At 70.8% G+C, this 21,960-nt stretch carries 21 protein-coding genes; 16 read left to right on the top strand and 5 right to left on the bottom strand.

Features of this window, described 5'->3' with window-relative positions; translation table 11 throughout:
• Window positions 1-43 precede the first annotated feature (43 nt).
• From ACFYQA_RS31330 to ACFYQA_RS31260, 15 genes are all read left to right on the top strand, one after another.
• The gene (locus ACFYQA_RS31330) at window positions 44-1,132 is read left to right on the top strand and encodes a hydrogenase expression protein HypE (RefSeq protein ID WP_388925048.1); all 1,089 of its coding nucleotides are present in this window, start codon (window positions 44-46) and stop codon (window positions 1,130-1,132) included.
• Between the two features lie 82 nt (window positions 1,133-1,214).
• Window positions 1,215-2,996 carry a nickel-dependent hydrogenase large subunit gene (locus ACFYQA_RS31325; RefSeq protein ID WP_388925045.1) on the top strand — a complete coding sequence of 594 codons (1,782 nt, stop codon included), beginning with the start codon at window positions 1,215-1,217 and terminating at the stop codon, window positions 2,994-2,996.
• On the top strand, window positions 2,993-3,565 hold the full coding sequence (locus ACFYQA_RS31320) for a hypothetical protein (protein WP_388925042.1): 573 nt from the start codon (window positions 2,993-2,995) through the stop codon (window positions 3,563-3,565). The genes ACFYQA_RS31325 and ACFYQA_RS31320 overlap by 4 nt, the downstream gene beginning before the upstream one ends.
• Window positions 3,562-4,227 carry a DUF5947 family protein gene (locus ACFYQA_RS31315; protein ID WP_388925039.1) on the top strand — a complete coding sequence of 222 codons (666 nt, stop codon included), beginning with the start codon at window positions 3,562-3,564 and terminating at the stop codon, window positions 4,225-4,227. The genes ACFYQA_RS31320 and ACFYQA_RS31315 overlap by 4 nt, the downstream gene beginning before the upstream one ends.
• The gene (locus tag ACFYQA_RS31310; protein ID WP_388925036.1) at window positions 4,224-4,862 is read left to right on the top strand and encodes a DUF6084 family protein; all 639 of its coding nucleotides are present in this window, start codon (window positions 4,224-4,226) and stop codon (window positions 4,860-4,862) included. The genes ACFYQA_RS31315 and ACFYQA_RS31310 overlap by 4 nt, the downstream gene beginning before the upstream one ends.
• On the top strand, window positions 4,859-6,334 hold the full coding sequence (locus tag ACFYQA_RS31305; RefSeq protein WP_388925033.1) for a hypothetical protein: 1,476 nt from the start codon (window positions 4,859-4,861) through the stop codon (window positions 6,332-6,334). The genes ACFYQA_RS31310 and ACFYQA_RS31305 overlap by 4 nt, the downstream gene beginning before the upstream one ends.
• Window positions 6,331-6,843, top strand: coding sequence for a hydrogenase maturation protease (locus tag ACFYQA_RS31300; RefSeq protein WP_388925031.1), 513 nt, complete (start codon window positions 6,331-6,333; stop codon window positions 6,841-6,843). Before ACFYQA_RS31305 ends, ACFYQA_RS31300 begins: the two co-directional genes overlap by 4 nt.
• Before the next feature lie 72 nt (window positions 6,844-6,915).
• Window positions 6,916-7,032 (top strand): DUF6893 family small protein, encoded by a 117-nt coding sequence (locus ACFYQA_RS31295; protein ID WP_388925029.1) that lies wholly within the window; start codon window positions 6,916-6,918, stop codon window positions 7,030-7,032.
• A gap of 145 nt (window positions 7,033-7,177) precedes the next feature.
• On the top strand, window positions 7,178-7,579 hold the full coding sequence (locus ACFYQA_RS31290) for a hydrogenase maturation nickel metallochaperone HypA (protein WP_388925027.1): 402 nt from the start codon (window positions 7,178-7,180) through the stop codon (window positions 7,577-7,579).
• Between the two features lie 2 nt (window positions 7,580-7,581).
• Window positions 7,582-8,277 carry a hydrogenase nickel incorporation protein HypB gene (gene hypB / locus ACFYQA_RS31285; RefSeq protein WP_386394197.1) on the top strand — a complete coding sequence of 232 codons (696 nt, stop codon included), beginning with the start codon at window positions 7,582-7,584 and terminating at the stop codon, window positions 8,275-8,277.
• Window positions 8,274-10,661, top strand: coding sequence for a carbamoyltransferase HypF (gene hypF, locus ACFYQA_RS31280; RefSeq protein ID WP_388925024.1), 2,388 nt, complete (start codon window positions 8,274-8,276; stop codon window positions 10,659-10,661). The genes hypB and hypF overlap by 4 nt, the downstream gene beginning before the upstream one ends.
• Before the next feature lie 68 nt (window positions 10,662-10,729).
• Window positions 10,730-11,035 (top strand): HypC/HybG/HupF family hydrogenase formation chaperone, encoded by a 306-nt coding sequence (locus tag ACFYQA_RS31275; protein ID WP_332432523.1) that lies wholly within the window; start codon window positions 10,730-10,732, stop codon window positions 11,033-11,035.
• Complete coding sequence (gene hypD / locus ACFYQA_RS31270) at window positions 11,032-12,222, top strand: hydrogenase formation protein HypD (protein WP_388925021.1); 1,191 nt, start codon at window positions 11,032-11,034, stop codon at window positions 12,220-12,222. Before ACFYQA_RS31275 ends, hypD begins: the two co-directional genes overlap by 4 nt.
• Window positions 12,215-13,282 carry a hydrogenase expression/formation protein HypE gene (hypE, locus tag ACFYQA_RS31265; protein ID WP_388925018.1) on the top strand — a complete coding sequence of 356 codons (1,068 nt, stop codon included), beginning with the start codon at window positions 12,215-12,217 and terminating at the stop codon, window positions 13,280-13,282. The genes hypD and hypE overlap by 8 nt, the downstream gene beginning before the upstream one ends.
• A 213-nt stretch (window positions 13,283-13,495) precedes the next feature.
• Complete coding sequence (locus tag ACFYQA_RS31260; protein WP_388925015.1) at window positions 13,496-14,161, top strand: CBS domain-containing protein; 666 nt, start codon at window positions 13,496-13,498, stop codon at window positions 14,159-14,161.
• A gap of 119 nt (window positions 14,162-14,280) precedes the next feature.
• Here ACFYQA_RS31260 and ACFYQA_RS31255 read toward each other — a convergent pair whose 3' ends face one another.
• The 4 genes from ACFYQA_RS31255 to ACFYQA_RS31240 are packed head-to-tail and all read right to left on the bottom strand — an operon-like array spanning window position 14,281 to window position 18,762.
• On the bottom strand, window positions 14,281-15,657 hold the full coding sequence (locus ACFYQA_RS31255; RefSeq protein ID WP_388925145.1) for a GH1 family beta-glucosidase: 1,377 nt from the start codon (window positions 15,655-15,657) through the stop codon (window positions 14,281-14,283).
• Window positions 15,658-15,689: 32 nt separating this feature from the next.
• Window positions 15,690-16,532 carry a carbohydrate ABC transporter permease gene (locus ACFYQA_RS31250; RefSeq protein ID WP_388925012.1) on the bottom strand — a complete coding sequence of 281 codons (843 nt, stop codon included), beginning with the start codon at window positions 16,530-16,532 and terminating at the stop codon, window positions 15,690-15,692.
• 5 nt (window positions 16,533-16,537) lie between these two features.
• Window positions 16,538-17,491, bottom strand: coding sequence for a carbohydrate ABC transporter permease (locus tag ACFYQA_RS31245; RefSeq protein WP_388925010.1), 954 nt, complete (start codon window positions 17,489-17,491; stop codon window positions 16,538-16,540).
• Entirely contained in the window at window positions 17,488-18,762 is a 1,275-nt protein-coding gene (locus tag ACFYQA_RS31240) for an ABC transporter substrate-binding protein (RefSeq protein ID WP_388925007.1), read from the bottom strand. Before ACFYQA_RS31240 ends, ACFYQA_RS31245 begins: the two co-directional genes overlap by 4 nt.
• 319 nt (window positions 18,763-19,081) lie before the next feature.
• Here ACFYQA_RS31240 and yicI point away from each other — a divergent pair, with 319 nt between their 5' ends.
• Entirely contained in the window at window positions 19,082-21,355 is a 2,274-nt protein-coding gene (gene yicI / locus ACFYQA_RS31235; RefSeq protein ID WP_388925003.1) for an alpha-xylosidase, read from the top strand.
• On the opposite strand, the gene ACFYQA_RS31230 is transcribed toward yicI, so the two are convergent.
• On the bottom strand, window positions 21,288-21,960 hold a 673-nt coding region (locus tag ACFYQA_RS31230; RefSeq protein ID WP_388925000.1), incomplete at its 5' end, for a cellulase family glycosylhydrolase. The two genes, yicI and ACFYQA_RS31230, sit on opposite strands and share 68 nt — an antisense overlap.

The raw sequence follows: 21,960 nt of genomic DNA, 5'->3' as shown, positions 1-21,960 counted from the left end.
GCCGACCAACCGGCTCTGCCGTATTCCTCCCCAGGAGGCGTTGATGAACGCAGCAACCCCGACCACCAGCGAGGAGCCCGGGACGTCCGGCGCAGTCGGCACGGACGAGAAGCCGATCCACATCCTCTGGATCAACGCCGGGCTGAGTTGCGACGGCGACTCGGTCGCCCTGACGGCGGCCATGCAGCCCAGCATCGAGGAGATCGCTCTGGGCGCCCTGCCCGGACTGCCGAAGATCGCCGTGCACTGGCCGCTCATCGACTTCGAGTGCGGGCCGGTCGGTGGCGCGGACACGTTCATCGAATGGTTCTTCAAGGGGGAGCGCGGCGAGATCGACCCGTTCGTCCTCGTGATCGAGGGATCCATCCCGAACGAGAAGATCAAGAAGGAGGGTTACTGGTGCGGCTTCGGGGACAACCCCGAGACGGGCCAGCCCATCACCACCAGCGAATGGATCGACCGGCTCGCTCCGAAGGCGCTGGCGGTCGTGGCCATCGGCACCTGTGCGACCTACGGCGGCATCCACGCCATGGCGGGGAACCCGACCGGCGCGATGGGCGTGCCCGACTACCTGGGCTGGGACTGGAAGTCCCAGGCCGGCATTCCGATCGTCTGCGTGCCGGGCTGTCCCATCCAGCCCGACAACTTCGCCGAGACCCTCACGTACCTGCTCTACCAGGCCGCCGGATCCGCACCGATGATCCCGTTGGACGACAAGCTCCGCCCGACCTGGCTGTTCGGGGCCACCGTGCACGAGGGATGCGACCGCGCCGGCTACTACGAACAGGGCGATTTCGCCACCTCCTACGACTCCCCCAAGTGCTCGGTGAAGCTCGGCTGCTGGGGGCCCGTCGTGAAGTGCAACGTGCCCAAGCGCGGCTGGATGAACGGCATCGGCGGCTGCCCGAACGTGGGCGGCATCTGCATCGCCTGCACCATGCCGGGCTTCCCCGACAAGTTCATGCCGTTCATGGACGAGCCTCCCGGCGCCAAGCTCTCCAGCACCGCCAGCGGCGCCTACGGGGCGGTCGTCCGCAAGCTGCGCAGCATCACCGCGAAGACCGTGGACAAGGAGCCCAAGTGGCGGCACACGGGCCGGAAGATCACCACCGGCTACCGGCCGCCGTGGTGAGCGCCCCTCCCCCGCTCCCCTGCCCCGCCTGACACGAAGACCCGCTCACCGACCCGACCGACCGAAGGGCAGTACCGACACAATGGCGACCTCGACGACGACCGGTGACGGCACCGGCCTGGTGGAGATGGCATGGGACCCGATCACCCGGATCGTGGGCAGTCTCGGCATCCACACGAAGATCGACTTCAAGCAGAAGCGGGTCGCCGAGTGCTACAGCACCTCGTCGGTCTTCCGCGGCTACAGCGTCTTCATGCGCGGCAAGGATCCGCGTGACGCCCACTTCATCACCAGCCGTATCTGCGGCATCTGCGGTGACAACCACGCCACCTGCTCGGTGTACGCGCAGAACATGGCGTACGGGGTGAAGCCGCCGCACCTCGGCGAGTGGATCATCAACCTCGGCGAGTCCGCGGAGTACATGTTCGACCACAACATCTTCCAGGAGAACCTGGTGGGGGTCGACTACTGCGAGAAGATGGTCCGCGAGACCAATCCGGGGGTGCTCGAACTCGCCGAGCGCACCGAGGCGCCGCACGCGGGCGAGCACGGCTACCGCACCATCGCCGACATCATGCGCTCGCTCAACCCGCTGGAGGGCGAGTTCTACCGGGAGGCGCTGCAGGTCAGCCGGTACACACGGGAGATGTTCTGTCTCATGGAGGGCCGCCATGTGCACCCCTCCACGCTGTACCCGGGCGGCGTCGGCACCATCGGTTCGGTCCAGCTGTTCACGGACTACATGAGCCGCCTGATGCGCTACGTCGAGTTCATGAAGCGGGTCGTCCCGCTCCACGACGACCTGTTCGACTTCTTCTACGAGGCGCTGCCCGGCTACGAGGAGGTCGGCCGCCGGCGCGTGCTGCTCGGCTGCTGGGGCGCGCTCAACGACCCCGAGTACTGCGACTTCACCTACGCCAACATGACGGACTGGGGACGCCGCATGTTCGTCACCCCCGGCGTGATCGTGGACGGCAAGCTGGTCACCAACGACCTCACCGAGATCAACCTCGGCATCCGCATCCTGCTGGGCAGCTCGTACTACGAGGACTGGGCGGGCCAGGAGCAGTTCGTCACCCACGACCCGCTCGGCAACCCGGTCGACCCGCGCCACCCGTGGAACCAGCACACCATCCCCGCACCGCAGAAGCGGAACTTCGACGACAAGTACAGCTGGGTGATGTCACCCCGCTGGTTCGACGGCAAGGACCACCTGCCGCTCGACACGGGCGGCGGCCCCCTCGCCCGCCTGTGGTCCACGGCCCTGTCGGGGCTGGTCGACATCGGGTACGTCAAGGCGACCGGACACAGCGTCGTCATCAACCTGCCCCGCACGCTCACCAAGCCGGAGACCACCTTCGAGTGGAAGATCCCGAAGTGGAGCAACGCGCTGGAGCGTAACCGTGCCCGCACCTACTTCCAGGCCTACGCCGCCGCCGTCGCCCTGCACTGCGCGGAGAAGGGCCTCGCGGAGGTGCGCGCCGGACGCACCCAGACCTGGGAGAAGTTCGAGGTACCGGACGAGTCCATCGGCGTCGGCTTCACCGAGGCGGTGCGCGGTGTCCTCTCTCACCACATGGTCATCCGGGACGGGAAGATCGCCAACTACCACCCGTACCCGCCGACGCCGTGGAACGCCTCCACCCGCGACACCTACGGCACCCCCGGCCCGTACGAGGACGCGGTGCAGAACACGCCGATCTTCGAGGAGAACACCCCCGAGAACTTCAAGGGCATCGACATCATGCGCACCGTGCGCAGCTTCGACCCGTGTCTGCCGTGCGGCGTCCACATGTACGTCGGCGACGGCAGGACCGTGAAGTCCATGCACGTACCCACCGGCCTGAGTGGTCTGGCCGGATGAGCGGGGTGCGAGGCGGGACGGACGCGGAGACGGCCGGACGGATGGTCGAGGAGACCCTCGACCGGCTCGCCGCCTCCGGCGACCGCGCGGCGTGCGAGGCCGCCGAGGAACTCGTGCGGGTCCTCATGGATTTCTACGGTGCCGGATTCACCCGCGCCCTGGACCTGCTCGGACGTGATCCGGACAGAGCGGCCCGGGAGGCACGGGACGCCCTCCTCGGTGACGAACTCGTCGCGAGCCTTCTGGTCCTGCACGGGCTGCACCCGGACGACGTTCCCACCCGCATCACGCGGGCGCTGAACGCGGTCCCGCATCCCGTGGAGAGTGCCGGATTCGACCCGGCCACGGGTGAGTTGCGGCTGCGGCTCACCGGATCGGGCGGCTGCGGCAGCACCCGTGAGGCCGTCGAGCAGGTGGCGCGGGACGTCCTCGTCTGTTTCGCACCGGAGGTGACCGCGGTGGTGCTGGAGGCGGACACGGAACGCGAACCGGTCCTCCTCCAGATCGGTGCGGGCCCGCCGGCCGCGTCCGGTACGAACGGCCGGCCGCCGGCCGCCGCCGCGCCGTGAGCGCGCTGCCGGCCGGACCGGAACGAACCCGGCAACCTCCCGCGTCCCGGGGTCTGTTCCGTTTCACCGGGCCCCGCCCGCCCCGCGAGGAACGCTGTGAGCTGTGCGCGGTGTCTCTGCCCGACGAGCGTCACCGGCACCTCGTCGACCTCGAGAACCGTGCGCTGGCCTGCGCCTGCGTCCCCTGCGCCCAGCTCCTGGACCGTACGGGTGCGCCGACGGGCCGCTTCCGCACGGTTCCCGGCCGCTGCCTCAGCGACCCGGAGCACCGCTTCGACGAGCAGACCTGGGAACGGCTGCGCGTCCCCGTCGGCGTCGTCTTCTTCTTCCGCAACTCCGCACTCGACCGACTGGTCGCGCTCTATCCGAGCCCGGCCGGAGCGACCGAGAGCGAACTGGAGCCGGAGTCCTGGCAGTCCGTCCTGGACGGCTCGCCGCTTGCCGGGGTCCTCGAACCCGACGTGGAGGCACTGCTGCTGCGCCGCCATCAGGGGCGAGTGGAGTGCTACCTGGTACCGATCGACATCTGCTACGAACTGGTGGGCCGGATGCGACTGACGTGGCAGGGCTTCGACGGGGGCGCGGAGGCGCGAGCCGACCTGGATGCCTTCTTCGCCCAGGTGCGGGACCGGGCCCGTGCGTTCGGGGGTGGCCGGTCGTGACCGGGTTCACCTTCGCGTGCACCGGTGTGCGCGCCGACGCCTACGCCGCGGGCCCCACCCTCGTGTTCCGGCTGCGCATCACCGCCTCGCCGGACACCCGCGTCCACGCGCTGGCGCTGCGCTGCCAGATCCGTATCGAGCCCGCGCGCCGGGGCTACGGCGACGCCGAGGCCGAGGCGCTGGCCGACCTGTTCGGGGAGCGGTCCCGCTGGGGCAGCAGCCTCCACCCCGTGCAGTTCGCCCAGGTACCCGTGATGGTCCAGGGGTTCACCGGGGAGACGGAGACCGACCTGGTGGTGCCCTGCACCTACGACATGGACATCGCCTCCTCCCGCTACTTCCACGCACTGGAGGAGGGGGAGGTCCCGCTGCTGATGCTGTTCTCCGGTACGGCCTTCACCGGCGCCGGCGGCTTTCACGTCGAACCCGTCCCCTGGGACCGGGAGGCCACGTTCCGGATGCCGGTGAAGACCTGGCAGGAGATGGTCGAGCAGCACTTCCCGGGCTCGGGCTGGCTCCGTCTGCCCAGCGACGCCATGGACGCGCTGCTCGCCTACCGATCGCGGCAGGCCCTGCCCTCGTGGCAGGCGACCGTCGAGCACCTGCTGCACAGCGCCGGGGAGAGGACACCGTGACCACGACGACATTCACTTCCCTGGCCGAGGCCCGGCTGGCGGTGGCACGCCACGTCGCCGACGCCGTGCTGTTCGAGGGGTACGTGCTCTACCCGTACCGTGCCTCGGCGGCCAAGAACCGGCTGCGCTGGCAGTTCGGCGTGCTCGTGCCGCCGTCCTGGACGGCGGCCGCCGCGGAGCACGCCGTCCAGCACACCGAACTGCTGATGGAACCCCGTCGGGGCGCGGCCCTCGCCGTCGAGGTGCGCTTCCTGCACGCCCAGCGGCGCACGGTCCAGCGCGCCCTGCCGGACGGCGGTTTCGAGACCGTACGCGAACTGCCCCTGGACGACCGGGTTCTGGTGCCGTGGGACGAGGGCCGCGAGGAGCGGGTCCGCCTGGCCGTCGACGTGGACGAGCTGACAGGGACCGGTGCCATCGTGCCCTTCACCCGTCCGGCGGCAGAGGAGACCGAGCCCGTCACGGACGCCACGGGGGCGGTCGTGGGACGGCTGGTGCGGCGCCGTGAGGAGATCAACGGAGTCCTGCGCCTGTCGGCGAGCCCGCTGGACGGACCGTACGCCACGCAACGACTGCGTGTGGTGGTGGAGAACACCAGCGACTGGCTGCCCGAGGACGGTGCCGGCCGCGATGCGGCGCTGCCCCGTTCCCTGATCGCCACCCACACACTGCTGTACCTGGACTCCGGGCAGTTCCTGTCGCTGACGGACCCGCCTCAGTGGGCCACAGGCGCCGTAGCGGCCTGCCGCAATCTGCACACCTGGCCCGTGCAGGCCGGTGAGCCCGGCTCCCGTGACCTGGTGCTCTCCTCTCCGATCATCCTGGAGGACCACCCGGCCATCGCCCCGGAGAGTCCTGGCGCCCTGTACGACGCCACGGAGATCGACGAGATCCTCGCGCTGCGCACCGCCGTCCTCACCGACGAGGAGAAACGCGAGGCCCGGGGCACGGACGACCGGGCGGCCGCGGTGATCGAACTGACCGAAGCCATGCCGGTGGAGATGCTGGAGCGTCTGCACGGCGCGGTACGGAGTCTGCGCGAGGTCACCACGCCCGGGGTGTCCGCGCCGCGGTCACCGGCGCCGGACGTGCCGGGGTTCGGCGGCGGTGCCGGGGCGTCCGGCGTCTTCCGGGAGGACGGCTTCGTCCAGCAGGACACCCCCTGGTGGGATCCGGGCGCGGACGCCTCCGTGGACCCGGCCAGTGACCATGTCCTGGTCGGCGGACGGGAGGTGCGGGCGGGCAGCCGCGTCGTGCTGCGGCCCGGGCTGCGCCATTCCGACGCCCAGGACCTGTTCGTCGCCGGCCGGCGCGCCCTGGTCGAGGCGGTCCTGCACGATGTCGACGGCGGCGTGCACATCGCGGTCACCCTCGAGGACGACCCCGGCGCCGACATCCGCCGCGAACAGGGCAGGTATCTCTACTTCCAGCCCGACGAGGTCGACGTCGCGGACCGCGAGGAGACCTCATGACCAGCGGCCCGGCACCCCGTCCGCGCACCCTGGTCGCCGGGGTGGGCAACATCTTCCTCGGCGACGACGGCTTCGGGGTGGAGGTTGCCCGCCGGCTGACCGAACAGGGGTGCCCCGCGGGCGTCGAAGTCGCCGACATCGGCATCCGCGGCGTCCATCTGGCGTACCAGCTCCTCGACGGCTACGACACGCTCGTCCTGCTCGACGCGACGGCACGCGGAGGGGAGCCCGGAACCCTGTACCTGATCGACGCCACGAAGCCCGCGGGCCGGCAGCCACCGGACGGTGTCGCCCTGGACGGCCACCGGATGTCGCCCGATGCCGTACTGGCCCTGCTGGACACCCTGTGCGCGGGCACCGGAGCGGCGCCACCGCGGCGCACCCTGGTGATCGGCTGCGAACCCGCGACCGTCGAGGAGGGCATCGGCCTCAGCCCGCGGGTGGCCGACGCCGTGCCCGGGGCGGTGCGCATGGTCGGCGAACTGATCCGGGACGAAGCCGTCGTCTGAAACGCACTCCACGTCGTACGACCGAGCCCCGTCGGTCGGCGAGAACACCCTCCGCCTCTCAGGAGAGCCACCATGAAGAAACGCCTCATCAGCGGTGCCGCAGCCACCGTCACCGCCGCGGCACTGGCAGCGCTCGTCGCGAACGTCTGGCCGGACGTCCGGCGTTATCTGCGCATCCGCAGGATGTGACACACCGGACGTCCGCTCGACGGCCCAACCGGCGTGCCCCGAAAGAGCTATGTGTCCGCCTCGTCCCGGCGTGCCGGTCGGACGGGCGGCGTGGGCCCCCTCTACTGGGCGGTGCGACACAACCCCGGCCCAGGACGGAGAGGCGATGCACGAGATGTCCGTCGCCCTGTCGGTCGTGGACCAGGTCGAGCAGGCGGCACGGTCCCGCGCCGGGCACCACGTGCACCGGGTCCGTCTCGACATCGGCGAACTCGCCGGAGTCGTCCCCGACGCACTCGCCTTCTGCTTCGAACTCGCCTGCTCGGGGACGGTTCTCCAGGGCGCCGAACTCGTCACCGGGTTCGTTCCCGGCCGGGCGTCGTGCGCGCCGTGCGGGCGGGCCTGGGACACCGGAATGCCCCCGGACATGATCTGCGCCTCCTGTCGCGGGGGTGCCACCGAGCTGCTGTCGGGCCGGGAACTGAGGATCACCGAAGTGCACTGGGCCGCGGAACCCACCGCGCCCGCCCCTGCCCCCACCCCGGAAACCCTTCACGAGGAGAGCTGACGATGTGCCGCACAGTCGACCTCCGGCAGGCCGTGCTCGCCAAGAACACCATGGCGGCACGCATCCTGCGCACCGAACTGTCGGCCCGGGGGACGACGGTGGTCAACCTCCTGTCGAGCCCGGGCAGCGGGAAGACGGCCCTGCTGGAGCGTGAACTGCTGCTGGCGCGGGAGCGCGGCATCACGACCGCGGCCCTCACGGCCGATCTCGCCACCGAGAACGACGCCATCCGTCTGGCCCGTTCGGGCGTCCCGGTGAAACAGGTGCTCACCGACGGGCTCTGCCATCTGGAGGCGGACATGCTCGCCGGGCATCTGCACGACTGGCTGCCCGAGAACACCCGTCTGCTGTTCGTGGAGAACGTGGGCAATCTCGTCTGCCCGGCCTCCTACGACCTGGGCGAGTCACTGCGGGTCGTCCTCGCCTCCGTCACAGAGGGGGAGGACAAGCCGCTCAAGTACCCCACCTCGTTCGGCCTCGCCCAGCTGGTGCTGGTCACCAAGTCCGACCTCGCCGGGCCCGCCGAGTTCGACGAGGCCGCTTTCCGCGCCCACGTGGAGCGGGTGAATCCCGGCGTGGACGTGGTGCTCACCTCCGTACGCACCGGTGAGGGCGCCGGTGTCCTGGTGGACCGGGCGCTCTCGGCGGCCGAGGGAGACGCCGTGCACGCTCCGGTGATGGCCCGGGCGCAGGCGTGAACACCCTCCCGACCGCCGACGAGGCGACCGCCGTGCGCCGCGCCCGTGTCGTCGTACGGGGTGTGGTGCAGGGGGTGGGTTTCCGCCCCTTCGTGTACGGGCTGGCCACCGGTCTGCGGCTCACCGGGCATGTCACCAACACCGGTGACGGCGTGGTCGTGGAGGTCGAGGGCCCACCCGCGGCCGTCGATCTGTTCTGTTCCCGCCTCCTGCCCGACGCTCCCCCGCTCGCGGTGGTGGAGTCGGTGGAGACGACCGGGATCACCGCCGTCGCGGACAGCGGGTTCCGCATCGTCCCGTCCCGTGCCGGCGGCCCCGTCCGCACGCTCGTCGCGCCCGACACGGCGACCTGCGACGACTGCCTCGCCGAGCTGGGCGACCCCGCTGACCGGCGCCACCGGCACCCGTTCGTCACCTGTACGCACTGCGGGCCGCGTTTCACCATCGTCACCGGCCTGCCGTACGACCGTGAGCACACGACGATGGCCCGCTTCCCTCTGTGCCCCGACTGCGCCCGCGAGTACCACGACCCCGCCGACCGGCGGTTCCACGCCCAGCCCGTCGCCTGCCCGTCCTGCGGTCCGCGCCTGCGGCTCGTCACGGGCCCCGGTATCGCCCCGCCTCCCGGCGACGACCCCGTCGCCGGGGCGCGCTCCCTGCTCGCCGCGGGAGCAGTCCTCGCCGTCAAGGGCCTCGGCGGCTACCACCTGGCTTGTGACGCCACCCGGCCGGAGGCGGTCACCCTGCTCCGCCGCCGCAAGGCCCGCGGGGACAAGCCGTTCGCGCTGATGGCCGCATGCGTGCGGGACATCGAGCACCTGGTGCACATGGGTGCCGCGGAACGGGAGTTGCTCACCGGGCGGGTACGGCCCGTCGTCCTGATGCGACGGCGCACCGTCGTCCGGGACGCACCCCGCACGCTCGTTCCCGCCGACGCCGTCGCGCCGGGCAGTCCCGATCTCGGCATCATGCTGCCGTACACCCCGGTGCATCACCTGCTGCTGGGGACCGCGGATGCGGCGGCGCCCGCGGGGGCACCGCGTCTGCTGGTGATGACGAGCGGCAATGTGTCGGGGGAACCCATCGTCACGGACGACGAGGACGCCCTGGAACGGCTGGCCACTCTGGCCGACGCCTGGCTCACGCACGACCGTCCCGTCCATGTGCCGTGCGACGACTCCGTGGTCCGCGTCTGTGACGGCGAGCCGCTGGTGCTGCGCCGCTCACGCGGTTATGCGCCGCTGCCGGTCACCCTGCCCGTGCCGGTGGTCCCCGCGCTCGCCGTCGGCGGCGATCTGAAGAACGCCTTCTGCCTCGCGCAGGGCGACAAGGCCTGGCTGTCCGCCCATGTCGGGGACATGGACGACCTGGCCACGCAGCGGGCTTTCGACCGTGCCGAGCGGCAGTTGGAGTCGGTGACCGGTGTGCGTCCCACGGTGCTGGTCACCGACGGCCATCCGGGATACCGGTCGGGTGCGTGGGCGCGGCGGCACGCCGAGGGCCGCCCGGTGGTCCGGGTCCAGCACCATCACGCGCACATCGCCGCCGTACTGGCCGAGCACGGTGCGGCGGCCGGCGAGCGGGTGATCGGGGCGGCCTTCGACGGCACCGGCTACGGGGACGACGGTGCCGTGTGGGGCGGCGAGTTCCTGGTCGCGGACTACGACGGATTCCAGCGGTTCGCGCATCTGGCCTACGTGCCGCTGCCCGGTGGCGACGCGGCGGTGCGGCGGCCGTACCGCATGGCACTGGCGCATCTGCACGCGGCGGGCATCGCCGCCGGCCCCGATCTGCCGTGCACGGGCGCCTGCCCATCCGCTGAACTCACTGTCCTGAATGCTCAGTTGGCTCAAGGACTGAACTGTGTGCCGACGTCCAGCATGGGCCGGCTCTTCGACGCCGTCGCGTCACTGGCGGGGGTCTGCCAGCAGGTGGGATACGAGGCGCAGGCGGCGATCGAACTGGAGGGGGCGGCGGTGACCGCCGGTGACGTGGCCGACGACCCGCGCTACGTCTTCCGCCTGGAGGGGACTTCGGAGCCGGGCGCCGCGCCGCTCACCGCCGCCCCGGGGCCCCTGCTGGCCGCGGTCGTCGAGGACGTACGGCGGGGCGTGCCCGTGGACGTGATCGCCGCTCGCTTCCATCTCGCCGTCGCCCGCCTGGTGCGGACGGTGTGCGCCGCCGCCAGGAGGGCCACCGGCCTACGGACGGTTGCGCTGACCGGCGGCGTGTTCTCCAACACGCTGCTCTCCTCGGCCTGTGCCCGGGACCTGCGCACGGACGGTTTCACCGTGCTGCGCCACCGCGAAGTCCCGCCGAACGACGGCGGACTGGCCCTCGGCCAGATGGTGGTGGGCGCCCGGGCGCGCGCCGGGACCGGATGACGGGCGCGGACCCCGAACCACGAGCCATGAGCCATGAGCCATGAGCCACGACGAGTGAGGAGATACGTATGTGCCTGGCGGTACCCGGCAGAGTGCTGAGCGTCGAGGAACGGGACGGCACCCGGATGGCCAGCGTCGACTTCGGCGGAGTGGTCAAGGAGGTGTGCCTGGAGTACCTGCCCGACCTGCGGGTCGGTGAGTACGCCATCGTCCATGTCGGCTTCGCCCTGCAGCGGCTGGACGAGGAATCGGCCCACCGGACCCTGGAGCTGTTCGAGAACCTCGGCATGCTGCAGGAGGAGTTCGGCGATCCATGGGAGCAGGCCGCGCAGGCCGGCGGCAGTGACGGCCTCGGCCGGGAGGTGCAGCGGTGAAGTACATCGACGAGTTCCAGGACCCCGCTCTGGCGGCGCGGCTGCTCGACGACATCAGGGCGACGGTGACCAGGCCGTGGGCGCTGATGGAGGTGTGCGGCGGCCAGACCCACAGCATCATTCGGCACGGCATCGACCAACTGCTTCCCGATGAAGTGGAGTTGATCCACGGGCCGGGCTGCCCGGTGTGTGTGACGCCGCTGGAGATGATCGACAAGGCGCTGGAGATCGCCTCGCGGCCGGAGGTGATCTTCTGCTCCTTCGGCGACATGCTCCGGGTCCCGGGTACGGGCCGTGACCTGTTCCAGGTCCGGGCCGAAGGCGGTGATGTGCGCGTCGTGTACTCCCCGCTCGACGCGCTCCGGCTCGCGGAGGAGAACCCGGACCGGGAGGTCGTGTTCTTCGGCATCGGCTTCGAGACCACGGCACCGCCCAACGCGATGACGGTGCATCAGGCCCGTAAGCGCGGCATCCGCAACTTCAGCCTGCTCGTCTCGCACGTCCGGGTCCCGCCCGCGATCGAGGCGATCATGCAGTCGCCGGACTGCCGGGTGCAGGCGTTCCTGGCGGCCGGACATGTGTGCAGCGTCATGGGAACGGCCGAGTATCCGGCGCTCGCCGAGCGGTTCCGGGTGCCCATCGTGGTGACCGGGTTCGAACCGCTGGACGTCCTGGAAGGCGTACGGCGGACCGTGCGGCAGCTGGAACGCGGGGAGCACACGGTCGACAACGCCTACCCCCGGGCGGTCCCGCCCGAGGGCAACCCCGCCGCACGAGCCATGCTGGACGACGTCTTCGAGGTCGCCGATCGCGCCTGGCGCGGCATCGGAGTCATCCCGGACAGCGGCTGGCGCCTGTCGGCACGTTACCGGGACTACGACGCCGAGCACCGCTTCCAGGTCGGGGACATCGCCACGCTCGAACCGGCCGAGTGCCGCAGCGGAGAGGTGCTCCAGGGGTTGCTGAAGCCGCACGAGTGCGAGGCGTTCGGAACGACGTGCACCCCGCGCACACCGCTCGGCGCCACCATGGTCTCCAGTGAGGGTGCCTGCGCCGCGTACTACCTGTACCGGCGGCTGGACCTGCCGGCCCGTCCCGGTTCCCGCCCGACGCCGGCCGCCGCGCCGACGTCTGCAGGCATGGCGGCCGTGACGGTCCCGAGCCGGGAGGACAGCTCCGTTGTCTGACACCACCGCACGCCCGGACCTGCTCTCCTGGACCTGCCCGGCGCCGGTGCGCGACCGGCCCCGCGTGGTGATGGGCCACGGCGGGGGCGGCGCCATGTCCGCCGAGTTGATCGAGCAGATCGTCCTGCCGGGGCTCGGCGAGCCCGTGCAGGCCGCGCTGACCGACTCCGCCGTGGTCGAACTCGGCGGTGCGCGGCTCGCGTTCTCCACCGACTCCTTTGTCGTCCGGCCCCTGTTCTTCCCCGGCGGGAGCATCGGTGACCTCGCCGTCAACGGCACGGTCAACGACCTGGCCATGAGCGGGGCACGTGCGGCCTACCTGTCATGCGGCCTGATCCTGGAGGAGGGGGTCGAACTCGACACCGTCTCCCGCGTGGCCGAGGCGCTCGGTGCCGCCGCCCGAGCGGCCGGAGTGCGCGTGGTCACGGGCGACACCAAGGTCGTGGAGGCCGGGCACGGCGACGGGGTCTACATCAACACCTCGGGCATCGGCCTGATCCCGGCGGGGGTCGACCTGCGACCGGAGCGGGTGACTCCCGGCGATGTCGTCATGGTCAGCGGCGCCATCGGCGTCCATGGCGTCGCCATCATGAGCGAGCGCGAGAACCTGCGGTTCGAGGTAGAGATCGAGAGTGACTGCGCGGCGCTCGGCGGGCTGGTCGACGCGATGCTGTCCGTCACCTCCGATCTGCATGTGCTGCGCGACCCGACCCGCGGCGGTCTGGCCGCCTCACTCAACGAGATCGCCGCGGCCTCGGGTTGCGGGGTCGTCGTCCAGGAACGCGCCGTCCCCGTACCGCAGCCCGTGGCCGGTGCCTGCGCCATGCTGGGGCTCGACCCGATGTACGTGGCCAACGAGGGCAAGCTCGTCGCCTTCGTGCCCCGGGAGCACGCCGACGCGGTCCTGGCCGCGATGAAGGCGCACCCCCTCGGTTGCGAGGCCGCGGTCATCGGTGAAACGGTCACGGACCATCCGGGCATGGTCGTCGCGCGGACCGGGCTCGGCGGCACCCGCGTGGTGGACATGCCGATGGGGGAACAGCTCCCGCGGATCTGCTGACCGCATCGATCGGCACCCGCTCCTCATGCCTCATGACGGGCGGGTGCCGGACCGGTGTCCGGGGCCCCTTCCCGCCGGCGGTACTGCCGTCGCGGGCCTCCGTCATTTCTCCGCTCACGCGTCCCGACCGACAATGATGTTGGTGACGGCCGCAGGCGCACATGGGTCGTCCCTACATCGGTCCTGCGCCGGCAGCAGAGAGGAACCACCAGGATGAGCCACCAGAAGGTGCGCGACGTGATGAGCGGTGCGGTCGTCCGGATCCAGGGCGCGACGCCGTTCAAGGAGATCGCGCACCTGCTGCTCGAGTACGACATCACAGCCGTTCCCGTCGTGGACGCCGACGACCGCCCGGTGGGCGTGGTGTCCGAGGCGGATCTGCTGCACAAGATGTGGGGCCGGCAGGAGGGCGATGCCGGTGGGCCGGGCGTGGTGCCCCAGCCGGAGAAGGCGTGGGCCACCGACGCCGCCGGGCTGATGACGTCGCCCGCGCTGTGCGCCGCCGAGGACTGGAGCGTGGTGGACGCCGCCCGGGTGATGGCGCAGCACGGGATCAAGCGGCTGCTGGTGGTCGATTCGGCGGGACGGCTGAAGGGTGTGGTGAGCAGGAGCGACCTGCTGCGCGTCTTCGTGCGCGAGGACCGGGCGATCCGTACGGAGATCGTCGAGGACGTACTGGTGCGGGCGCTCGGCGAGGCGCCCTCGGCGGTCGAGGTGAACGTGACGCACGGTCATGTCAGCCTCATCGGGCAGCTGTCGTCCCGGGCGACGGCGGAGGAACTCGAGGAGATGTGCCGCGACGTCGACGGAGTCGTCGACGTCGAGTTCCGTACGGTGCCCGAGGCCGGCGCCGACGGTGATCCGGCGCGGGCGGGCTGACCGCGGCGGGCCGCCGGTGCCGGGCAGGGTTCGCCGCGGTCGGCTTCGGTGCCGGGAGCCGAAAGGGGCCGTCGCATGACGGGACGGCCCCGGTGCAGTCGTTCGTCGTCCGTGGTCCGTCAGGGGCGCTGTGCGGCGATCATCCTCCGGTACCAGTGGTAGCTGTCCTTCGGGATGCGCCGCTGGGTGTCGTAGTCGACGCGGACGATGCCGAAGCGCTTGCCGTAGCCGTAGGCCCACTCGAAGTTGTCGAGCAGGGACCAGACGTAGTAGCCGCGTACGTGGACGCCCCGGTCCAGGGCGGCGCGCAGGGCGGTGAGGTGGTCGCGCAGGTAGACCACGCGGTCGGGGTCGTGGACGGCGCCGTCGGTGACCCGGTCGTCCTCGGCGGAGCCGTTCTCGGTGATGTGGAGGGGCGGCAGCGCGGCCCCGTACTGCTCCTTGAGGTCCACCAGCAGGTCGGTGAGGGTGTGGGGCACCACCGGCCAGCCCATCGCGGTGTGGCGGACGCCGGGTGTCGGGGCCTCCTCGTACCGGTTGTCGGTGGCCACGCGCCGGGCGGGGTCGCTCTCGCGGTACGGGGCGTCGGCGACGGTGATGGGGCGGTAGTAGTTGATGCCGAGGAAGTCCAGTGGCTGCGAGATCAGTTCCAGGTCACCGTCGCGGCGGAAGTCCTGGCTGGTGATCAGTTCGCCCCAGGTGTCCTGTTCGGTGTCCGGGTAGTGGCCGGACAGGATGGGGTCGGTCCACATCAGGTTGTGCAGGGTGTCGGCGCGGACGACGGCGGCCCGGTCGGCGGCGGAGTCGGTGGCGGGCAGGTGGTGGTCGAGGTTGAGGGTGATGCCGGCCTCACGGACCCCGGCCGCCCTCAGCGCCTGTACGGTGAGGCCGTGGCCGACGAGCAGGTGGTGGGCGGCGGCCAGGGCGCCCCGGCCCTCGCGGGCGCCGGGGGCGTGACGGCCGACGGAGTAGCCGAGGAAGGCGCTGCACCACGGCTCGTTGAGGGTGATCCAGCGCGGTACGCGGTCACCGAGCCGTTCGGCGACCGTGGCGGTGTACTCGGCGAACCGCTCGGCGGTGTCGCGTACGCGCCAGCCGCCCCGGTCCTCGAGGGCCTGCGGGAGGTCCCAGTGGTAGAGGGTGGCGGCGGGTTCGATGCCGGCGGCGAGGAGTTCGTCGACCAGGCGCTCGTAGAAGTCCAGGCCCTTGGGGTTCACCGGTCCGCTGCCGTCGGGCACGATGCGCGGCCAGGCGACGGAGAAACGGTAGGAGCCGACGCCCAGGTCGCGCAGCAGGGCGACGTCCTCGGGGTAGCGGTGGTAGTGGTCGCAGGCGACGTCTCCGGTGTCGCCGCCCTTCACCAGGCCGGGGGTGTGGCTGTAGGTGTCCCAGATCGACGGGCCTCGGCCGTCCTCCCGGACCGCCCCCTCGATCTGGTAGGACGCGGTCGCGGCGCCGAGGACGAATCCGGGCGGGAAGCTCGGGAAGTCGGACATGTACTGGGGGCCCTCCTCGGGGCGTGCGGTGGTCATTTGACGGAGCCTCCGGTGATACCGGCGGCGATGTACTTCTGGGCCAGGACGAGCAGGATCGCCGCGGGCACGGCGGAGAGCACGGACGCGGCCATCACCGCGCCCCAGTCGCCGACGTGGGCGCCGATGTACTGATAGATGCCCAGGGTGATCGGTTTGACGTCGTCGGTGGTGTTCAGGGTGAGGGCGAACATGAAGTCGCTCCACGAGAACAGGAAGGCGAACAGGCCCGAGGTGATCAGGGCGTTGCGGCTCATCGGCAGCACCACGCGGACGAAGGTGCGCACCGGGCCGGCGCCGTCGATCTGCGCGGCCTCGACGACTTCGCCCGGGATGGACACCATGAAGGCGCGCATCAGCACGATGGAGAAGGGGATGCCGAGCGAGGCGTCCGCGAGCATCAGGCCGAAGTGGGAGTTGACCAGGCCGAGGTCGACGTAGGAGTTGTAGAGCGCGTTGGCGATGACGATGCCGGGCACCATCTGGGTGATGAGAGTGCCGAACACGATGGTGCGGGTGCCGCGCAGTCCGAAGCGGGCCAGCCCGTAGGCGGCGGGGGCGGAGACGGCGAGGCAGATGGCGACGGCGCCGAGGGAGACGACCAGCGAGGTGAGCAGGTTTCCGCCCTGGTCGCTGATGGCCTTCGAGAATCCGGACAGGTCCAGGCTGCCGGGGACCGGGTCGACCTGGAGCAGTCCGGACTCGGGCTGGAGTGCCGTGTTGAGCATCCAGTAGAGCGGGAAGAGCATGACGCCCAGGACGAGCAGGCCCGCCACGGTGGAGCCCGGGCGGCGTCCCCGTGCGCGTGGTGCGGCGGGGGCGGGTGTGTGAGCGGCCATGTCGGTCACTTCCCGTCGGTGCGGTTGGCCCGCAGGTAGAACACGGCGAAGGCCGCGGAGATGAGGATGAGGACGTTGCCGACGACCGCGCCCGCTCCGAAGTCGAGCTGGACGAAGGAGTTCTGGTAGGTGAGCGTGCCCAGGGTCTGGGTGGCGTCGGCGGGGCCGCCGTCGGTGAGGGCGAGGATGAGGTCGAGGATCTTCACCGTCGACATGAAGCCGAGGACGAGGACGACCGTGATCACCGGTCTCAGCATGGGCAGGGTGACGGAGCAAAAGGCGCGCCAGGCCGAGGCGCCGTCCAGGGAGGCCGCCTCGTAGAGCTCTCTCGGGATCTCCTGGAGGCCGCCGTACAGGATGACCATGTTGAACGGGATGCCGATCCAGATGTTGACCAGGATCACCGACAGCAGGGCCATGTCGGGGCTGGTCAGCCACGGGATGTCGCCGCTGAGGCCGATGGCGCCCAGGAAGGTGTTGAGTACGCCGGTGTCCTGGTCGAGGATGCGGCGCCAGACGATGCCGGACACCACCATGGGCACCAGCCAGGGCAGCAGGATCAGGGAGCGCAGGACGCCGTTCAGGGGGAACCTGCGGCTGAAGAAGACGGCGAGCGCGAGCCCGATGCAGAACTGGCCGAGCAGGGAGCCCGCGGTGAAGACGAGGGTGTGCCACAGCGCCTTGCCGAAGAGTGCGTCCTGGAGGACTGCCGACCAGTTGTCAGTGCCGTTGAAGGGTGCCTGGCCGGTGAAGAACGTCTTCGGGGTGTAGTGCTGGAAGCTCATCACGACGTTGCGGACGAGCGGGTAGCCGAAGAACAGCAGCATGAAGACGACGGCGGGGGTGACGAAGCCCCACTGGGTGAGCCGGCGCCGGCGGCGCAGTCGGGCCGGGTCCGGGGCGGCGGCCTTCTCGAGTGCCTTCGTGGAGGCCGCGGCGGTGGCGGTGGGCGTGGTCATGGGCGCGTACCTCGGTTCCCGCTCGTGGCCCGCTGCTGGGCGCGCTTCAGGGCAGCCTCGCTGGACCGGCCGGTCAGGGCGGACTGGAAGGCGCTCTGCAGCGCGAGGGACACGGAGGGCCAGCCGGCGCCGAGTCTGCCGGTGCGGGAGCGGGCCTCGGCGACCTGGTCGGCCAGCGCGTCAAGTTCGGGCACGCGGTCGCGCCAGACGGCGGCGGCCTTCTCGTTGGCCGGGACCATCCAGCTGTTCAGGGCGTAGGTGAGCTGTTCCTTCTCGCCGGCGAGGCAGGCGACGATGCGGCCGGCCGTCCTCTGGCGGTCCTCGTCACCGGTTTTCGGCACGGTGAGGACCGCGCCGCCGAGCGGTCCCACCGAGGCGTCGCCGGCCTGCGGAACGGGGATCTGGGCGATGCCCCAGTGCAGGGACTCGTCGGTGTTGAGGGTCTCGACCTGCCACGGGCCGTTGATCATCATGGCGGCGTTGCCGGCCATGAACTGGTCGTTGACGTCGGCCTGGGTCCAGTTGACGGTGGACCTGGACAGCGAGCCGTCCTGGAGCAGCGCCTTCCAGTAGTCGAGCGCCTCGACGACCTGCGGGCTGTCCAGCTCGGTCTCGTCGCCGCCGTTGGACCACATGAAGGGCGTGAACTGGAAGACGCCGTCCTCCGCGCCGCCCGCGCTGAGCGCCAGGCCGTAGCGCTTGCCCTCGGTGAGTTGTTTCGCCGTGTCGCGCAGTTCGTCCCAGGTGGCGGGGATCTTGAGGCCGGCCCGGTCCAGGGTGTCCTTGTCGTAGAAGAGGGCGAGGGTGTTCACGGAGCGGGCCGCGCCGTAGTACGTGCCCCGGTAGGAGCCGAACTCCACGATGCCCCGGGGGATTTCGTCGGTTTCGAGGCCGAGGGTGCGCAGGTCGACGAGTCCGCCCGCCTCGGCGAAGGTCGGCATTTCGGAGGCGTCGAACTGCACGATGTCCGGCAGTGACTTCGACGAGGCCATGCGCAGTGCCTTCGTCATCACCTGCGCGGCGGGGACGCTCTGCTGCTCGATGCGGATGCCGAGCTGCGTGCCGCAGCGGGCCATCGCCTCGGCGTCCCAGCGGTGGTAGGACTCGTCGGTCGAGGAGTTCATCACGGTGTACACGTCACTGTCCCGTTGCTGTGCGCAGCCGGTGAGCGCCGCCCCGGCAACCAGGGCGGCGACGGCGGCGAAGGACGTGACGGCTCTGCGTGGACGGCGCCGACCACGCTGTGCGGCGACCGGAGGATGTGCTGTCACGGTGGGTGCCCTTGGGTGGGCCCGGCTCGGCGTTCCGCCGGGCCGGGCGGCTCGTGGGAGGGGTTTCGCCGAGGGTGGATCCGAGCTGGTGAAGCGCTTCGACGATGAGTCGACCCTGCTCGCGGGAAACTCGGCTCTGAGATCGGATGTAATTTGTTTGGCCTGATTACTAATACGTCAGCGGGCGCCTTTCGCGCTAGCCCCCCGACGGCGCGATCTCCCCGCACCAGGGCGTGACAGAAACCCTTGAACCTGTCATAGTTCCTGGTCAAATACCGCTTTTCTCTCGCCATCACCCCCTCCCCCATCGAGGAAGAACATGAAGTTCACCGACGGCTTCTGGCGCATCCGCGACGGTGTCCAGATCTCGTACGCCACCGAGGTGCGCGAGGTGCGCCCGGAATCGAAGCGCTTCACCACCTATGCCTCCGTACGGAAGGTGGCACGGAGGGGCGACACCCTCAACGCGCCGCTCGTCACGGTCGAGTGCTTCTCTCCCGCCGAGGGCGTGATCGGCGTCCGCGTCACCCATCACGCGGGCAAGCGGCGGCCGGGGCCCGACTTCGCCCTGGGCGGCGACGCCGACGGCGCCGGGACCGTACGCCAGGACGGCCCGGTCACCGAGCTGACCAGCGGTCCGCTGACTCTCCGCCTCGACGGGTCCGGCCCCTTCGCGCTCACCTTCCACGACGCCGACGGGTGCGAGCTGACCCGTTCGGACGCCAGGAACACCGCCTTCGCCACCACCGGCCACGGGGCGCAGCACCACATGCTGACCCGGCTGGCACTGGGTGTCGGGGAACAGGTCTACGGCCTCGGCGAGCGCTTCACCCCGTTCGTCAAGAACGGCCAGACGGTCGACGTCTGGCAGGCCGACGGCGGCACCAGCAGCGAGCAGTCCTACAAGAACATCCCGTTCTACCTGTCGTCCCGCGGTTACGGCGTCTTCGTCAACCACCCCGGTGCGGTGTCCTTCGAGGTCGGCTCGGAGTCGGTCGGCCAGGTGCAGTTCAGCGTCGAGGACCAGTCGCTGGAGTACTACGTCGTCGCCGGCCCCACCCCGAAGGACGTCCTCTCCCGTTACACGGCCCTCACCGGCCGTCCCGCCCTGCCGCCGGCCTGGTCGTTCGGCCTGTGGCTCAGCACCTCGTTCACCACGTCGTACGACGAGGAGACGGTGACGTCGTTCGTGGACGGCATGGCCGAACGCGGCATCCCTCTCACGGTGTTCCACTTCGACTGCTTCTGGATGCGCGAGTACCAGTGGTGCGACTTCCAGTGGGATCCCGACGTCTTCCCGGACCCGGACGGCATGCTGGCCCGGCTCAAGGAGAAGGGCCTGCGGATCAGTGCCTGGATCAACCCGTACATCGCCCAGAAGTCGCCGCTCTTCGACGAGGCCGCCGCTCTTGGACACCTGGTGCGCCGGGCCGACGGCGACGTGTGGCAGTGGGACCTGTGGCAGGCCGGCATGGGCCTGGTCGACTTCACCAGCCCCGAGGCGCGGGCCTGGTTCCAGTCGAAGCTGAAGCCCCTGCTCGACCAGGGCGTGGACTGTTTCAAGACGGACTTCGGCGAGCGCATCCCCACCGACGTGGTCTGGCACGACGGCTCGGACCCCGAGCGGATGCACAACTACTACACGCAGCTCTACAACCGGACGGTGTTCGAGCTGCTCGAGAAGGAACGCGGGCAGGGCGAGGCCGTCCTCTTCGCCCGGTCCGCGACCGCCGGCGGACAGCAGTACCCGGTGCACTGGGGCGGCGACTGCTGGTCGTCCTTCGAGGCGATGGCCGAGTCACTGCGGGGCGGTCTGTCGCTGTCGCTGAGCGGGTTCGGTTTCTGGAGCCACGACATCGGCGGTTTCGAGGGCACGCCGGACCCCTCGGTGTTCAAGCGCTGGCTCGCCTTCGGCCTGCTGTCCTCGCACAGCCGGCTGCACGGTTCCACGTCGTACCGGGTGCCGTGGGAGTTCGGCGACGAGGCGGTGGACGTCGCCCGGCGGTTCACCCTGCTCAAGCACCGGCTGATGCCCTACCTGTACGGGGCCGCCGTCGAGGCCCACGACACCGGGGTACCGATGATGCGGCCGATGGTGCTGGAGTTCCCGGACGACCCGTCGTGCCGGCAGCTGGACCGCCAGTACATGCTGGGCCCGGATCTGCTCGTCGCCCCCGTGTTCGACACCGGCGGCGAGGTGGAGGTCTACCTGCCGGAGGGCACCTGGACCCACCTGCTCAGCGGCGAGACGGTCACCGGCCCGCGCTGGCGCACCGAACGGCACGGCTACGAGAGCCTCCCGCTGTACGTCAGGGAGGGCGCCGTACTGCCACTGGCCGGCGACGACACGCGGCCGGACGGCGACTGGCTGGACGCGCCGGTCCTGCTCGTCCACCCGCCCGCCTCACCCCGCTACGAGGCCGAGGTCACCGTGCCCGACACGACGGGCGCGCGGGCCGCGTCCTTCCGGGTCGTGCGCGACGGCGACATCCTGCGGGTCACCGCGTCGGGCACCGAGCGGCCGTTCACGGTGCGGGTCGCGGGCGGGCCGGAGGTCCGGGGAGCGGGCGAGGCGACGGTGCCGCTGGGGTGACGGAGCCGGGGTCCCTGCCCTGCGGAAGGACCGTCGGCGTCCCGCCCGCCCGAAAGAGGTTCTCGGACGGGTGGGACGGGCACTGCGGGTCCGGCACGGGGCCGGGCCGAGCGGCCGGGTCAGGCGGCGGGGAAGCCGTCCGGGGTCCGAACACGGTCGCGGACCCAGACTCCGGCGGGGAAGCCGTCCGGGTCCGAACACGGTCGCGGACCCAGACTCCGGCGGGCTTCAGGGACGCCGTGCCGGCCCAGGGTCCGTTGCTGTCGCAGGTGCCGGTGGCGAAGACGGCACCGGAGCGGTGGTCGTCGGAGAAGTTCCAGTTGACCCAGCCGATCTTCTTCTCGGCCATCAGGTCGAGATACCGCTGCGCCATCGCGAAGTCGTCGGCGCCCTCCCCGGCGTAGTTCTGGGTGCCGAACTCGGTGACGAAGACGGGGATCCGGTCGGCCGCGCGGGAGAGGGCCGCCAGGTACTCGGCGCGGTGCGAGGCGGCGTAGAAGTGGAACGTGTACTTGACATCCTCCCCCTCCTGAAGGAGGGGGATTCCTACGGCTCGCGCCGTGGGGTTTTCTGCTTCGTCGCCGACTGCCCGCCCGGAGAACTCC

It is taken from the genome of Streptomyces sp. NPDC005774 (assembly GCF_042871645.1).
Taxonomy (GTDB): Bacteria; Actinomycetota; Actinomycetes; order Streptomycetales; family Streptomycetaceae; genus Streptomyces; species Streptomyces pratens.
This window is presented reverse-complemented; position numbering and strand designations above follow the sequence as displayed.

Excerpts from the sequence above, each read along its gene's own strand:
- ACFYQA_RS31300 (WP_388925031.1), top strand. The coding sequence starts at position 6,331 with ATGACCAGCGGCCCGGCACCCCGTCCGCGCACCCTGGTCGCCGGGGTG.
- yicI (WP_388925003.1), top strand. The coding sequence starts at position 19,082 with ATGAAGTTCACCGACGGCTTCTGGCGCATCCGCGACGGTGTCCAGATC.
- ACFYQA_RS31325 (WP_388925045.1), top strand. The coding sequence starts at position 1,215 with ATGGCGACCTCGACGACGACCGGTGACGGCACCGGCCTGGTGGAGATG.
- ACFYQA_RS31275 (WP_332432523.1), top strand. The coding sequence starts at position 10,730 with ATGTGCCTGGCGGTACCCGGCAGAGTGCTGAGCGTCGAGGAACGGGAC.
- ACFYQA_RS31255 (WP_388925145.1), bottom strand. The coding sequence starts at position 15,657 with ATGTCCGACTTCCCGAGCTTCCCGCCCGGATTCGTCCTCGGCGCCGCG.
- ACFYQA_RS31260 (WP_388925015.1), top strand. The coding sequence starts at position 13,496 with ATGAGCCACCAGAAGGTGCGCGACGTGATGAGCGGTGCGGTCGTCCGG.
- ACFYQA_RS31245 (WP_388925010.1), bottom strand. The coding sequence starts at position 17,491 with ATGACCACGCCCACCGCCACCGCCGCGGCCTCCACGAAGGCACTCGAG.
- ACFYQA_RS31250 (WP_388925012.1), bottom strand. The coding sequence starts at position 16,532 with ATGGCCGCTCACACACCCGCCCCCGCCGCACCACGCGCACGGGGACGC.
- ACFYQA_RS31295 (WP_388925029.1), top strand. The coding sequence starts at position 6,916 with ATGAAGAAACGCCTCATCAGCGGTGCCGCAGCCACCGTCACCGCCGCG.
- hypB (WP_386394197.1), top strand. The coding sequence starts at position 7,582 with ATGTGCCGCACAGTCGACCTCCGGCAGGCCGTGCTCGCCAAGAACACC.
- ACFYQA_RS31290 (WP_388925027.1), top strand. The coding sequence starts at position 7,178 with ATGCACGAGATGTCCGTCGCCCTGTCGGTCGTGGACCAGGTCGAGCAG.
- ACFYQA_RS31330 (WP_388925048.1), top strand. The coding sequence starts at position 44 with ATGAACGCAGCAACCCCGACCACCAGCGAGGAGCCCGGGACGTCCGGC.
- ACFYQA_RS31320 (WP_388925042.1), top strand. The coding sequence starts at position 2,993 with ATGAGCGGGGTGCGAGGCGGGACGGACGCGGAGACGGCCGGACGGATG.